Annotated in this window: 13 protein-coding genes; 9 read left to right on the forward strand and 4 right to left on the reverse strand. The window is 67.8% G+C overall.

Going from position 1 to position 13,569, the window contains the following annotated elements; translation table 11 throughout:
- Positions 1–7 precede the first annotated feature (7 nt).
- The 4 genes from M9917_RS06895 (at position 8) to M9917_RS06910 (ending at position 2,121) form a co-directional block, all read left to right on the forward strand.
- Positions 8–784 carry an SDR family NAD(P)-dependent oxidoreductase gene (locus M9917_RS06895; protein WP_297252123.1) on the forward strand — a complete coding sequence of 259 codons (777 nt, stop codon included), beginning with the start codon at positions 8–10 and terminating at the stop codon, positions 782–784.
- Positions 781–1,266, forward strand: coding sequence for an NUDIX hydrolase (locus tag M9917_RS06900; RefSeq protein WP_297252125.1), 486 nt, complete (start codon positions 781–783; stop codon positions 1,264–1,266). The genes M9917_RS06895 and M9917_RS06900 overlap by 4 nt, the downstream gene beginning before the upstream one ends.
- Positions 1,263–1,670 (forward strand): TIGR02301 family protein, encoded by a 408-nt coding sequence (locus M9917_RS06905; RefSeq protein WP_297252127.1) that lies wholly within the window; start codon positions 1,263–1,265, stop codon positions 1,668–1,670. Before M9917_RS06900 ends, M9917_RS06905 begins: the two co-directional genes overlap by 4 nt.
- A 181-nt stretch (positions 1,671–1,851) precedes the next feature.
- Positions 1,852–2,121, forward strand: a complete 270-nt coding sequence (locus tag M9917_RS06910; RefSeq protein WP_465246335.1) for a hypothetical protein — start codon at positions 1,852–1,854, stop codon at positions 2,119–2,121.
- Between the two features lie 6 nt (positions 2,122–2,127).
- Here the strand turns inward: M9917_RS06910 and M9917_RS06915 are convergent, their stop codons facing one another.
- Complete coding sequence (locus M9917_RS06915) at positions 2,128–3,168, reverse strand: Gfo/Idh/MocA family protein (RefSeq protein WP_465246336.1); 1,041 nt, start codon at positions 3,166–3,168, stop codon at positions 2,128–2,130.
- A gap of 105 nt (positions 3,169–3,273) precedes the next feature.
- A complete protein-coding gene (locus tag M9917_RS06920) occupies positions 3,274–4,869 on the reverse strand; it encodes a gamma-glutamyltransferase family protein (RefSeq protein ID WP_297252131.1) in 1,596 nt (531 codons plus the stop codon).
- Between the two features lie 151 nt (positions 4,870–5,020).
- On the opposite strand from M9917_RS06920, the gene ilvA reads away from it, so the two are divergent.
- Positions 5,021–6,550 carry a threonine ammonia-lyase, biosynthetic gene (gene ilvA, locus M9917_RS06925; protein ID WP_297252133.1) on the forward strand — a complete coding sequence of 510 codons (1,530 nt, stop codon included), beginning with the start codon at positions 5,021–5,023 and terminating at the stop codon, positions 6,548–6,550.
- Here the strand turns inward: ilvA and M9917_RS06930 are convergent.
- Positions 6,511–7,590 (reverse strand): ornithine cyclodeaminase, encoded by a 1,080-nt coding sequence (locus M9917_RS06930; protein ID WP_297252135.1) that lies wholly within the window; start codon positions 7,588–7,590, stop codon positions 6,511–6,513. The two genes, ilvA and M9917_RS06930, sit on opposite strands and share 40 nt — an antisense overlap.
- A 127-nt stretch (positions 7,591–7,717) precedes the next feature.
- Between M9917_RS06930 and M9917_RS06935 the strand changes: the two genes are divergently transcribed.
- Positions 7,718–8,155 (forward strand): Lrp/AsnC family transcriptional regulator, encoded by a 438-nt coding sequence (locus M9917_RS06935; RefSeq protein WP_297252137.1) that lies wholly within the window; start codon positions 7,718–7,720, stop codon positions 8,153–8,155.
- Positions 8,156–8,399: 244 nt separating this feature from the next.
- Positions 8,400–9,830 (forward strand): aldehyde dehydrogenase family protein, encoded by a 1,431-nt coding sequence (locus M9917_RS06940; protein ID WP_297252139.1) that lies wholly within the window; start codon positions 8,400–8,402, stop codon positions 9,828–9,830.
- A gap of 160 nt (positions 9,831–9,990) precedes the next feature.
- Here M9917_RS06940 and M9917_RS06945 read toward each other — a convergent pair whose 3' ends face one another.
- Positions 9,991–10,716, reverse strand: a complete 726-nt coding sequence (locus tag M9917_RS06945; protein ID WP_297252142.1) for a GntR family transcriptional regulator — start codon at positions 10,714–10,716, stop codon at positions 9,991–9,993.
- A gap of 385 nt (positions 10,717–11,101) precedes the next feature.
- On the opposite strand from M9917_RS06945, the gene M9917_RS06950 reads away from it, so the two are divergent.
- The gene (locus M9917_RS06950) at positions 11,102–11,902 is read left to right on the forward strand and encodes an SDR family NAD(P)-dependent oxidoreductase (RefSeq protein WP_297252144.1); all 801 of its coding nucleotides are present in this window, start codon (positions 11,102–11,104) and stop codon (positions 11,900–11,902) included.
- 35 nt (positions 11,903–11,937) lie between these two features.
- Positions 11,938–13,566, forward strand: coding sequence for a GMC family oxidoreductase (locus tag M9917_RS06955; RefSeq protein ID WP_297252146.1), 1,629 nt, complete (start codon positions 11,938–11,940; stop codon positions 13,564–13,566).
- Positions 13,567–13,569: the final 3 nt, after the last annotated feature.

Consider the following 13,569-nt stretch of genomic DNA (forward strand, 5'->3'; position numbering starts at 1 on the left):
CGGTCCCATGGCGATGCCCATATTCGATTTTCCGAAGACCGAGGCCGGCAAGCGCCCGGTCATGCTGCTGACCGGGGCGAGCCGGGGCATCGGCCATGCCACGGTGATGCAGTTCGCCATGGCGGGCTGGCGCATCCTGTCCTGCTCGCGCCAGGCCTTCTCCGACAAATGCCCCTGGCCGTCGGGGGCGGACGACCATGTCCAGATCGATCTCGGCGATCCCGAGGACACGATGCGCGGCATCGCCGAGATCAAGAAGCGGCTCGCCGTCGAGGGCGGCAAGCTCAACGCGCTCGTCAACAACGCCGGCATCTCGCCGAAGGGGCGCAACGGCGAGCGGCTCGGCGCCGCCACCACCTCCTTCAACGACTGGCACAAGGTCTTCCAGGTCAATTTCTTCGCGCCGATCATGCTGGCGCGCGGCCTGCTCGACGAATTGACCGCCGCCAGGGGCGCGATCGTCAACGTCTCCTCGATCGCGGGTTCGCGCGTCCACCCCTTCGCCGGGGCGGCCTATGCGACCTCGAAGGCGGCGCTCGCCAGCCTGACGCGCGAGATGGCCGCCGATTTCGGCCCGCTCGGCGTGCGCGTCAACGCGATCTCGCCCGGCGAGATCGACACCGCGATCCTCTCGCCCGGCACCGAGAAGATCGTCGCGGCCCTGCCGATGCAGCGCCTCGGCAAGCCCGACGAGGTCGCCAAGGCGATCTATTTCCTCTGCACCGACGCCTCGAGCTACGTCACCGGCTCGGAGCTGCACATCAATGGCGGGCAGCACGTTTGACGAGCGCCGGCGACGGGCGGGTCATCCGCTTCCCGAGCGCGGGCAAGGCACCGGCGCGGCCGGTGCTGGCGGCTTCCGTCGCGGTCTTCCGCGACGGCAAGGTCTTGCTGGCGACGCGCACCAAGCCGCCGGCCGACCGGCTCTGGTCGCTGCCGGGCGGCAAGGTCGAGGCCGGCGAGACGCTGGAGGAGGCGGCCTTGCGCGAGCTCGAGGAGGAAGTCGGTGTCGCTGCCCGCATCCTCGGCTTCAACCGCCATGTCGAGATCTTCGGCCGCGATGCGGCGGGTGCCGTGACGCATCATTTCGTCGTCGCCTCCTTCGTCGGGGAATGGCTCTCCGGCGAGCCGCGCACGGGGCCTGAAGCCGGCGCGGTGATGTGGGCCGATCCGCTCAGGCTCGGCGGGCTCGCGACGACGCGCGAGCTCGGCGAGGTTCTGCGCCGCGCCCACCAGCTCTTCACTGCCGGCACGGCCGCGCCGTGAGGGCCGCCCTGCTGGCTTGCCTGCTGATGCTTTCGCCGGCCATGGCCGTGGCACAGCAGCGGCCGCCGCCCGCTACGGCTGAGCCCGCCCCGGAGCCGCCGCCGCCGCCCTACGAGCCGCAACTCCTGCAATTGTCCGAGATCATGGGCTCGCTTTCCTATCTCAGGACGCTCTGCGGCGGCCGGGAGGCGCAGGACTGGCGGGCGCGGATGGCCGCGCTGATCGAGGCCGAGGGCCGCACGCCCCAGCGCCGCGAGCGGCTGACCAGCGCCTTCAACCGCGGCTTCAAGGCCTATTCGCTGACGCATCGCAGCTGCACCGACGCCAGCCAGGAGGCTTCGGCGCGGCTTGCGGCCGAGGGCGAGGCGCTGTCGCGGGCGCTCGCCGGCCGCTATGGCGGATAGGCAACAACGGCCGGGCAAATGCGATCTTCGGTGGAATTCTCCCGGCCGCATTAACCTTTCCTCAACACCACGGTAGCGTGCCGCTCTGGCACGGCTTATGACGTAGGCGAGTGCGGGCGTCGCGATCCGGAGCAGAACCGGCGCGATTCGCATCAGATGAAGGTTCAGAAGTCCCGTTTCGATGCCGATCCAGCCAGACGACACGATGCTCGACCCGAATCTCGCCGAGGACCATGGCGACATCCGCCGTGTCGCCTATGGCTATGTCGAGGACGCCTTCGCCGAGGCGCAGCAGGACGGGCTCGATTCCGACGCCATGGCCCATGCCGCCCTGTTCGCGGCGCTGCGCACGCTGGTCGAGACCTATGGCGAGGAGGCCACCGCCAGCTTCGCCGGGACGCTGGCCGAGAAGATCCGCCACGGCGCCTTCACCTGCGGCACGCGGCACTGACCGGCTTCAGGACGCTGCCGGCGGCCCGGCCCGCACCGCCTCGATGATCCGCAGGACCGCCGCGCTTTCGTGAAGCGGCATCTGCGCGCAAGACGTCTCCCCCGCCCGGATCGCCGCCATCGCGGCTTCAGCCTGGAACTGAAGGCCGTTGCCGGGAAAGGCGAGGGTTTCGCTGACCCGACCCGGCCGGGGCAGGCGGTCGAGCAGGCGCGTCAGCCGGCCTGCGCCGCGATCATAGGCCGCCGCGGCGCGGCCGGCATCGGCATACCATGTGAGCCGCTGCACCTTCAGGAACGGCGCTTCGAAGACGAGCCCGCCGCGCTCGCCCTCGACCAAAAGGCGGTTCGCCCCGTTCCGGTCGAAGCCGCAGGAGAGCTCCGCCACCGCCGCCGGATAATCCAGCCGGAAGGTCGTGCGCCGGTCGACACCGGTGCCGGCCGCAAGCCAGCTCCCGCCGAGCCCCCGTGGCTCGCCGAGGAGATGCAGGGCGAGCGACAGCGGATAGACGCCGAGGTCGAAGGCGGCTCCGCCGCCCAGCGCCGGATCGAAGAAGCGGCCCTGCTCGGGATGGCGATAGGAGAGATCGGCGCGCACCCGCCGGACAGGGCCGATGCGGCCCTTCGCGATCTGCTCGCGTGCCCGCCGCACCGCCGGCAGGAAGCGGCTCCACAGCGCCTCCATCGCGAAGACGCCGCGCTCTTGCGCCGCCTGCGCGATCGCCGCGACGGCGGCGCTTGCGAGCGCGATCGGCTTTTCGATCAGCACCGGCTTGCCGGCCGCGATCGCGCCGAGCGCCTGCGCGGCATGGAGGTGGTTCGGCGTCGCGATATAGACCGCCTCGATCGCCGGATCGGCCAGGAAGGCCGCCTCGTCGTGATAGGCGCGGGCCGCGCCGAGGCGGGCGGCGAAGCCTTCAGCCTTCTCCCGCGAGCGGGACTGCACGGCGACGAGGCGCGCCTGCGGCAACAGGCCGAGATCGGCGGCGAAGTGCCCGGCAATGGTGCCGGTGCCGATGATCCCCCAGCCGAATGGTTTCTCCCGCGCCAAGCGCCCCTCCGTCGCCATCGACGAGCGATAGCGCGGGGGCGTTAAGGGCGGGTTCCAGCAATGGGATAGATCATCGTTACCGCGTCCGGCAGGACGCGCGATGATCTAGACCGCCAGCGCGAAGCCGTCCTTGCGGTGGTCGGAGGCGCCGAACATCACGCCGCGCGCGTGGTCGACCCAGATCGCCTGGCAGCCGCCGAGCGGATCCGCCGCCCAGGCGACGTCATGGCCGCGCGCCGTGAGATCGGCGGCGACCGCGGGGGGAAGCGTCGGCTCCAGCGTGAGCTTGCCGTCATGGGCGAAGCTGCGCGGCGCGTCCGACGCCTGCTGCGGGTCGAGCCCGCGGTCGAGGATGCCGGAGATGAAATGGACATGGCCGGTCGCCTGGTACTGGCCGCCCATGACGCCCAGCGGCATGATCGCCCTGCCGTCCCTGGCCAGCATGCCCGGGATGATGGTGTGGAACGGGCGCTTGCGCGGGGCGATGGCGTTGGGGTGGCCTTCCACCAGGCGGAAGCCCGAGCCGCGATTCTGCAGCATGACGCCGGCCTTGGCCGCATAGATGCCGCTGCCGAAGGCGGAGAACAGCGAATTGATGAAGGAGACCATGTTGCCGTCGCGGTCGACGACGCACAGATAGATCGTGTCCTTGTGCAGCGGCATGTCGAAGGTTTCCGGCGCCGCCGCCTTCTCCAGGCTGATCCGCGCGCGGATGCGGCCGACGAACGGGTCGGAGAGGAAAGCGTCCGTGTCGAAGGGGCTGGTGCCGGGGTCGGCCACCAGCGCGTCGCGCTGGCGATAGGCGGCCTTGGTCGCCTCGGCGAGAAGATGGATGCGGTCGGCTTCGCTGAGCCTGTCGTCGCTCAGGTCGAAGCCTTCGAGGATGCGCGCGATCATGAGCGCGGCGATGCCCTGGCCGTTCGGCGGGCATTCCCAGAGGCGGTGGCCGCGATAATCGGCGCCGATCGGATCGACATAGTCCGACTTCGCGGCGGCGAAGTCGTTAAGCCCGATCAGGCTGCCGGCGGCCTGGAGCACGCCGACCATGTCCTGCGCGATCTCGCCTTCGTAGAAGGCGGAGCGGCCCTCGCGGGCGATGCGGCGAAGCGTCCGGCCGAGTGCGGGATGGACCATCCTGTCGCCGACGGCCGGCGCCTTGCCGCCCGGCAGATAGACCGCGTTGCCTAGCCCATGCGCCTCGATGCGGCCGCGGTTCCTGGCCCAGTCGCGCGCGACGCGCGGCGTCACCACGAAGCCCTCCTCGGCGGCGCGGATCGCGGCTGCGAAGATCTCGTCCAGGCCCTTGCTGCCATGGTCCGCATTGAGCCGGCACCAGGCGTCGATGGCGCCGGGCACGGTGACGGCATGGGGCGAATCGGGGGCGATCGCGCTCAGGCCCTGGCCGAGGAACCAGCCGAGCTCCGCCCTGGCGGCGGCGCGGCCCGAGCCGTTGAGCGCCACCATCCTGCCGCCGGCCGGGGCATAGATCGCGAAGCAGTCGCCGCCGATGCCGGTCATGTGCGGATCGACCACGGCCTGGACGGCGACCGCCGCGATCGCCGCGTCGATGGCGTTGCCGCCGGCGCGCAGGATATCGACCGCCGCCAGCGTCGAGGCCGGGTGCGAGGTCGCCGCCATGCCGCGCTCGCCCACCGCCACCGGCCGGCCCGGCACCATGAAATCGCGCTCGCCCCAGCCCATCCGTTCTCTCCCCGCCCTGTTCACGCTACGCTTTGGCCCGCCGTCCCGGGGGTTGGCAATCCCCGCCGGGCGCATGGCCGGCCCCGGCCGCCGCGGTGGCGATTGACATCCCGGCCCGGCGGGCTAGATCGCGGGCAAGGACGGGCCTGCCATGCAAGACTATATCCGCAAGATCATCGGGGCGCGCGTCTACGACGTCGCCATCGAAAGCCCGCTCGACCCGTTGCCACGGCTGTCCGGCCGCCTCGGCGGCAGCGCGCTGATCAAGCGCGAGGACCTCCAGCCCGTCTTCTCGTTCAAGCTGCGCGGCGCCTACAACAAGATCGCCGGGCTTACCCCGCAGGAGGCTGAGCGCGGGGTGATCTGCGCCTCGGCCGGCAACCATGCGCAGGGCGTGGCGCTGGCGGCGCGCAAGCTCAACATCAAGGCGACCATCGTGATGCCGCGCACCACGCCCGACATCAAGGTCCAGGCGGTGCGCAGCCTGGGCGGGCGCGTCGTTCTCCACGGCGAGAGCTTCGACGAGGCGCATGGCCATGCCCGCAAGCTCGAGGCCGAGAGGGGACTGACCTTCGTCCATCCTTACGACGACCCGGACGTGATCGCCGGCCAGGGAACGGTCGGCATGGAGATCCTGCGCCAGCATCCCGATCCGATCGAGGCGATCTTCGTGCCGATCGGCGGCGGGGGGCTGGCGGCCGGGGTCGCGGTCTATGCCAGGTTCCTGCGGCCGGAGATCAAGGTGATCGGCGTCGAGCCGGAGGACGCCGCCTCGATGGCCGCCGCCATCGCTGCGGGCGAACGCGTCGTGCTCGACCAGGTCGGGCTCTTCGCTGACGGCGTCGCGGTCAGGCAGGCGGGGGAAGAGACGTTCCGGCTCTGCCGCGAACTCCTCGACGAGGTCGTCACCGTCTCGACCGACGAGATCTGCGCGGCGGTGAAGGACATCTTCGAGGACACCCGCGCCATCGCCGAGCCCTCCGGCGCGGTCAGCCTCGCGGGGCTGAAGGCCTATGCCGCCCGCGGCCCCGAGCGCAGCGGCGCGCTGATCGCGATCAACAGCGGCGCCAACATGAATTTCGACCGGCTGCGCCATATCGCCGAGCGGGCCGAGATCGGCGAGCGGCGCGAAGCGCTGCTGGCGGTGACGATCCCGGAGAAGCCCGGCAGCTACCGCGCCTTCATCCAGCTGCTCGGCCGGCGCGCCATCACCGAGTTCAACTACCGCTATGCCGATGCGAGCGCGGCGCGCATCTTCGTCGGCGTTCAGCTTTCGGAAGGCGAGGCCGAGAAGCGCCAGATCATCGCCATGCTGGCCGAGCACGGCTATGCCGTCCTCGACATGAGCGACAACGAGCTCGCCAAACTGCATATCCGCTACATGGTCGGCGGCCGGGCGCCGGGGATCGGCGACGAAATGCTGTTCCGCTTCCAGTTCCCTGAGCGGCCGGGCGCGCTGCTCAAATTCCTCAACAGCCTATCGGCCGACTGGAACATCTCGCTGTTCCACTACCGCAACCACGGCGCCGATTACGGGCGCGTCTTCGCCGGCATCCAGATCCCGCCGGCCGGGCGCGGTGAGCTCGCCAGGCGCCTCGACGCGCTGGGCTATCCCTATTGGGACGAGAGCGACAACCCGGCCTATCGGTCATTCCTGGCGGAGACGCCGGCAGGGGCTTGAGCCGGCGCTGCGCGCATCAGCATGCCGAAGAGATCGCGCGAATCGTCCGGGTCGGCGATCAGGTCGAGCTCGGCATAGGTGCCGGCTTCGCGGATGCGCTCATGGACATAGCGCAGCGCCGAGAAATCCTCGATGGCGAAGCCGACCGAATCGAACAAGGTGATCTGGCGCGCATCGCTGCGGCCCGGCGCCGCCCCAGTGATGACCTTCCACAGTTCCGTGACCGGGTGATCGGGGGGAAGCTGCTGGATGTCGCCCTCGATGCGGGTCTGCGGCGGATATTCGACGAAGATGTCGGCGCGCAGCAGCACGTCGCGGTGGATCTCGGTCTTGCCCGGGCAGTCGCCGCCGACGGCGTTGATGTGGATGCCGGGGCCGACCATGTTGTCGGTCAGGATGGTGGCGTACTGCTTGTCGGCGGTGACGGTGGTGACGATTCCCGCACCCTCCACCGCCTCCATCGCCGTGGCGCAGCGGGTGATCGCAAAGCCCTGCCGCGCGAGGTTTGCGGCGCATTTCCCGGTCGCGGCCGGATCGACGTCGTAGAGGCGCAAGGTCTCGATGCCCATGAGCGCCCGGAAGGCCAGCGCCTGGAATTCCGACTGGGCGCCGTTGCCGATGATCGCCATGGTCGCGGCTTGCCTCGGCGCGAGGTGCTTCGCCGCCAGCGCCGACATCGCCGCGGTGCGCAGCGCCGTGAGGAAGGTCATCTCCGAGAGCAGGACGGGATAGCCGGTCGCGACCTCCGAGAGCAGGCCGAAGGCGGTGACGGTCTGGAGGCCGGCCTTCATGTTCCTCGGGTGGCCGTTGACGTATTTGAAGCCGTAGAGCTTGCCGTCGCTGGTCGGCATCAGCTCGATCACGCCCTCGAGGCTGTGCGAGGCGATGCGCGGGGTCTTGTCGAAGATCTCCCAGCGCCGGAAATCCTCCTCGATATAGCCCGCGATATCGGTGAGCATCCGCTCGATGCCGATCCTGTGGATGAGCTTCATCATGTGGTCGACGCTGACGAAAGGCACGATGTTGAGCGGCTGAATCATGGCTCCCTGCGCGGTTCCTGCGAAAAGGCCATTCTCCGCGTTTTCGCCGGCAGGCGGAAGAAGCCAGATCGACCGGAGCGATGCCCCGATTGATCGAAACGGCAAAGAAATTTATCCATTCCGGACGATGGATGCTCTCGACCGCAAGCTGATCACCCTGCTGCGCCATGACGGGCGCCGCAGCATCTCCGATCTCGCCGCCGATCTCGGCCTGACGCGGGCGACGGTGCGCGCGAGGCTGATGAAGCTCGAGCAGTCGGGCGAGATCATCGGCTTCACCGTGATCCTGCGCTCGGACGCGATCGATCTGCCGGTGCGCGGCATCACCATGATCGAGATCGCCGGGCAGGCGGCGGATTCGGTTATCGCCGCGCTCTCCGGCTTCAGCGAGGTCTCCAGCATCCACACCACCAACGGCAACTGGGACCTGGTGATCGAGCTCGGCACCTCGGACCTGATCGCCTTCGACCAGGTGCTGCGCCGCATCCGCATGATCCCCGGCGTCACCAACAGCGAGACCAGCCTGCTGCTGGCGACGCCCCGCAGCGTCAAGGCAAGGCTTTAAGCCGTCCCTCCCGAAGCGCCGCCGCATGGCCGCCATCCGCAAACGCGACACCCTGCCCCGTGACAGCCGCGCGCCCGCCCCCTAACCTCGTGCCGTCGGACACGGCGGCGATGGCCGCCGGCGATGCATGATCGCCCGTCCGCGTTCGACACCGGCAATTCCCGCGTGGGGCTCAAAGGACCGCAGGCCGCCCGGCCGGCGCCGCGCGCGCGCCCCGCGCCAAGACGAGACAGGAGACCAGAGCATGGCGCACGAGCTTGAATTCTACATCGACGGCCAGTGGGTGAAGCCGTCGGGCAATCGCACGCTCGGCGTGGTCGATCCCTCGACCGAGGAGGTCTTCGCCACCATCGCGCTCGGCGAGGAGGCCGATGTCGACAAGGCGGTCGCCGCCGCCCGCGCCGCCTTCCCCGCCTTCGCCAAAACCTCGAAGGCCGAGCGCCTGGCGCTGATGCGCCGCCTCGCCGAGGCCTACAAGAAGCGCTACGACGCCATCGCCGAGATCCTCTCGCGCGAGATGGGCGCGCCGAAGGAGCTGGCGCACCGGGCGCAGGCCGCGATGGGCACCGCCCATCTCGCCAAGATGATCGAGACGCTCGAGAATTTCGAGTTCGAGGAACTGCGCGGCACCACCCTGATCGCCAAGGAGCCGATCGGCGTCGTCGGCATGATCACGCCGTGGAACTGGCCGCTCAACCAGATCATGTGCAAGGTCGCGCCCGCGCTCGCCGCCGGCTGCACCATGGTGCTGAAGCCCTCCGAGATCGCCCCGCTCAACGCCATCATCTTCACCGAGGCGATGGACGAGGCGGGCGTGCCCAAGGGCGTGTTCAACCTCGTCCAGGGCGACGGCCCGACGGTCGGCGAAGCGATCTCGCGCCATCCCGGCGTCGACATGGTCTCCTTCACCGGCTCGACGCGCGCCGGCATCCTCGTCGCCAAGGCGGCGGCGGACACGGTCAAGCGCGTGCATCAGGAACTCGGCGGCAAGTCGGCCAACATCATCCTCGACGACGCCGATCTGAAGCGGTCGGTGAAGCTCGGCGTCGAGAGCGTGATGCGCAACTCCGGCCAGTCCTGCAACGCGCCGACGCGGATGTTCGTGCCTCAGAAGCTGCACGAGGAAGCGCTCGCCATCGCCAGGCAGGTGGCCGAGCCGCTCAAGGTCGGCGCGCCCTCGGTCGACGGCGTGTTCCTCGGCCCGGTCGTCAGCGAGGCGCAGTACGACAAGATCCAGCGCCTGATCGAGGCCGGCATCGAGGAAGGCGCGACGCTGGTCACCGGCGGGCCGGGGCGCCCCGAGGGGCTGAACCGCGGCTATTATGTCCGCCCGACCGTGTTCGGCGGCGTCACCGACGAGATGGCGATCGCGCGCGAGGAGATCTTCGGCCCCGTGCTCTCGATCCTGCCCTATGCGAGCGAGGCGGAGGTGGTCGCGCGCGCCAACGACACGCCCTACGGCCTGGCTGCCTATGTCCAGTCCGGCTCGCAGGAGCGGGCCCGCAAGGTCGCGGCGCAGATGCGTGCCGGCAATGTCTACATCAACTACCCGGCCTGGGACGCAGGTGCCCCCTTCGGCGGCTACAAGCAGTCCGGCAACGGCCGCGAATATGCCGATTTCGGCCTCGAGGAGTTCCTCGAGATCAAGGGCACGGTCGGCTACGCCGCCGCCTGAGACGGGCTTGCGCCATCGTTCCGGGGCGGGCCGCCGGGCCCGCCCCGTCCCGGCTGCTGTTTCAGCGTCTACGAGAAGGAATATGCTATCACTTAGGCAATTAATTTAAGATTTTGAATTTATGACAAAATTCTTCTTCAGAATAATGGAATTGTATTATTTAAATACCGTAGATATTACTGTTAAGAATATCTAACGCTGGACCCATATGCTCGATGGTAATTTCAGCCAGCTCTTCGTTTGATCCCGATTCTACCGCCGTTATCATCGCGTCATGCTCATCGATTGTTTCGGCAATGCGGCCCATATTGCGCGTTGCATAGGCTCGGGAGTGGGTCGAGGCCGTTTTAAGCCAATATTGCTCGATCAACTCGACGAGAAACGTATTGCTGCAAGCACCGTTCAGCACCTTGTGAAAACGGTCGTTGAGCTGAGACGCCTCGAACAGATCATCCTTCTCGACAGCGCCGCGGTAGGCTTCGTTGATGCTGCGGAGCGTCGAAACCAGTTCTGGCGAGCCGGGCAACTTGATTCGCATCGCCGCCTCGCGATGCAAGATGCAGCGTACCTCGTACATTTGACGAATCTCGGAGGCACTGTAGTCGCGCACGGTGGCACCGCGGTTCGGCCGTCGCACGACCAGGCCTGAGCGGTCGAGTTCGTCGAGCGCGGCCCTGATGACGTGTCGTCCCACCGAGAACCGGACGCTCATCTCTTCTTCGAGCAGCCTTTCCCGAGGCTTCAGCCGGCCGAAGACGATCTCTTGCTGCAACGTCCTGACGATCGAGAACACCCGGTCGTCCAATCGCGGATCCGCTTCCGGAGCGTCGCTCGCGAGGGGATTCGGCGTCGATTGGCCCTTGCGTCTCACTTTAGTCTCACCCATCAACGTTCCTGCGGCCGCCCGCCGACCCTCGGATCAGACGATCTGTCTCAGACTTGGCACAACAAAGCTCAAGTTCAAGATCATTGCGTTACACCAGTCGCGAGCGTCCCGACAATGCGTTCGCTCTCCCCGGCAATGCCCGCGTTGCGTTCCTTCATTCAGCACGCGCCTCCGCAACGCCGGCGTGTTTTCATCATACATGATTGGCAACAAAAATGTTGACAAAAATTGGCCTCGCGAGTCGGTATAGGCTCGGAGCGCCGTAAAGCACGCCACTCGTAACGACATGACCGCCATGAACCCTTCCCGAACGCGTTTCGGCTCGGACATGCGTGGTGTGGATGAACGATCGCCGTCGCCGATGACGCAATGCAGGAGGATGTCCGTGAAGCGGCTGGAGAACAAGATCGCACTGGTGACGGGGGCTGCCGGCGGCATCGGCGCCGCGACCGCGCGGTCCATGGCGCAGGAGGGCGCCCGCGTCGTGATCGCCGACATCTCCGATCAGGCCGGCGAGGTCGTCGCGCGGGATCTCCGGCAAGGCGGGGCCGACGCCTTCTTCGTTCATCTGGACATCACCCGCGAAGACGACTGGACCGCTGCGATCGAGACGACGCTCAGCCGCCATGGCGGTCTCGATACGCTCGTCAACAATGCCGGCTTGTATCTCGGCAAGAGCCTCGAGGACGCGGTGCTTTCCGAGTGGTACAAGATCTGCGCCGTCAATCTCACGGGCGTGGTGCTGGGCACCAAGATCGCGCTTCCAGCGCTGCGCGAACGGGCACGGACGAGCCCGCAGGGCAGCTCGATCGTCAACATGTCGTCGATCGCCGGCATCAAGGGGTCGTCGGTCGATCCGCTGTACTCCATGACCAAGGGCGGCGTGACGATGTTCACGAAAGCCACGGCCATCGAATTCGGGCGCAAGGGCTACCGCATCCGTGTCAATTCCGTGCACCCCGATGCCGTCCAGACGGACATGACGGCCCGATATCAACGCGACAAGGTCGGGAAGGACGATCCCGCGGCTCTCGAGAGCTACAGGCAGGCGATCGCGGCGTCGCTTCCCATTCAGCGCCTTGCGACGCCTGAGGATGTCGCGGCGGCAGTCGTGTTCCTCGCATCGGATCAGGCCGGGTTCATGACCGGATCCAGCCTGGTCGTCGACGGCGGCGCCACCGCCTGAAGCCCCTGAGGTACCGCCGGGCTGGAGCGCGTCACATGACGGTCGATGCCGGAACATACGACTACATCGTCGTCGGCGCCGGCTCGTCGGGCGCCGTCGTCGCCGGGCGCTTGAGCCAGTCCGGGCGCTACAGTGTCCTGCTGCTCGAGGCTGGTCCGGCCGACACGCTGCCATGGATTCACATGCCGGCCGGCTACGCCCGAATCCGGTCCCATGACGGGTTCACATGGACATTCCCGAGCGAACCGGAGCCCGAACTGAACGGAAGGGTCCTGGACCAGCCGCGTGGAAAGACCCTCGGCGGAACCAGTTCGATCAACGCGATGGTCTATGTCCGCGGGAACCCGCTGGACTATGAGGATTGGCGGCGGCTGGGATGCATCGGGTGGGACTGGGAGAGCGTCCTGCCCTTCTTCAAGAAGATCGAGGATTTCCAGGGTGGCGATGATGGGTTTCATGCCACCGGGGGGCCGCTCAAGCTCACGCAATCGCATCACGACAACGGTTTGTCGCGCGCTTTCATCGATGCCGCCGTCGCGACCGGGCTCAGGCGGAATCCGGATTTCAACGGCGCCTCCCAGGACGGCGCGGGCTTCGTGCAGGCGAACACGAACGGATGGCGGCGGTGGAGCACGGCGCAAGCCTATCTGCGGCCGCGCCGGCGCCATCCCGGCCTTCGCGTCCAAACCAACGCGCTGGTGGAGAGGATCGAGATCGCCGGGCGCAGGGCTGCCGGCGTCCGCTATACGGTCCATGGCCGGGCGCACGTCGCTTCCATCCGCCGCGATGTGATCCTATCGGCCGGCGCGATCAACAGCCCTCAGCTCCTCCAGCTCTCCGGCATCGGCCCGGCCGATCATTTGAAGAGACATGGGATACGGGTCGAGAAGGATCTCGCTGCCGTCGGCGCGAATCTGCAGGACCATTTCGGCAGCCGCCTGCAATTCCAATGCTGCGTCCCCGTGACGTTCAACGACGTCGCGAACAGCGCGCTGAGGCGGGTGACCGAGGGGGTGAAGTACGTCCTCGGCATGGACGGCATGCTGCGTTACACAGGCGTGCCGGCGGCCGTGTTCGCGCGCAGCGAGCGCGACCTCGACCGCCCGAACGTCCAAATCAATCTTCTCCTGTGGAGCGTTGCGAGGCGCGGGCGCCGCGGGGTCGAGCCCCATCCCTTCTCGGGGTTCTGCCTGGACGCGATGAACCTGCACCCGCAGTCGCGCGGATCGGTGATGATCCGGTCCGCGGATCCGGGATCGCCCCCGGCGATCAAATACAATTTCCTGAGCACGAGGCGGGATATCGAGACGATGCTCTTCGCCGTGAAGCTCGGCCGTTCGATTTCGCGGCAAGCCGCCCTGCGCGATTACATCGTCCGGGATCTGGGGCAGGAGCCGCCCGCCGCGTCGGATGAGGATATCATGGCGGAGCTGCGGGAGCGCGGCAGCACGGACCTTCACCCGGTCGGGACATGCGCCATGGGTCCGGACGAAAGAACCTCGGTCGTCGATCCCCGGCTGCGCGTGCACGGCATCGGCGGCCTGCGGATCGTCGATTGTTCCGTGATGCCGAAGATCACGAGCGGAAATACGAACGCGCCGGCGATCATGATGGGCGAGAAGCTGGCCGACATGCTTCTTCAGGAGGCCTCCGACAGCCGGTAGAGC

It is taken from the genome of Bosea sp. (in: a-proteobacteria) (assembly GCF_023953965.1).
In the GTDB taxonomy this organism is placed as follows: Bacteria; Pseudomonadota; Alphaproteobacteria; order Rhizobiales; family Beijerinckiaceae; genus Allobosea.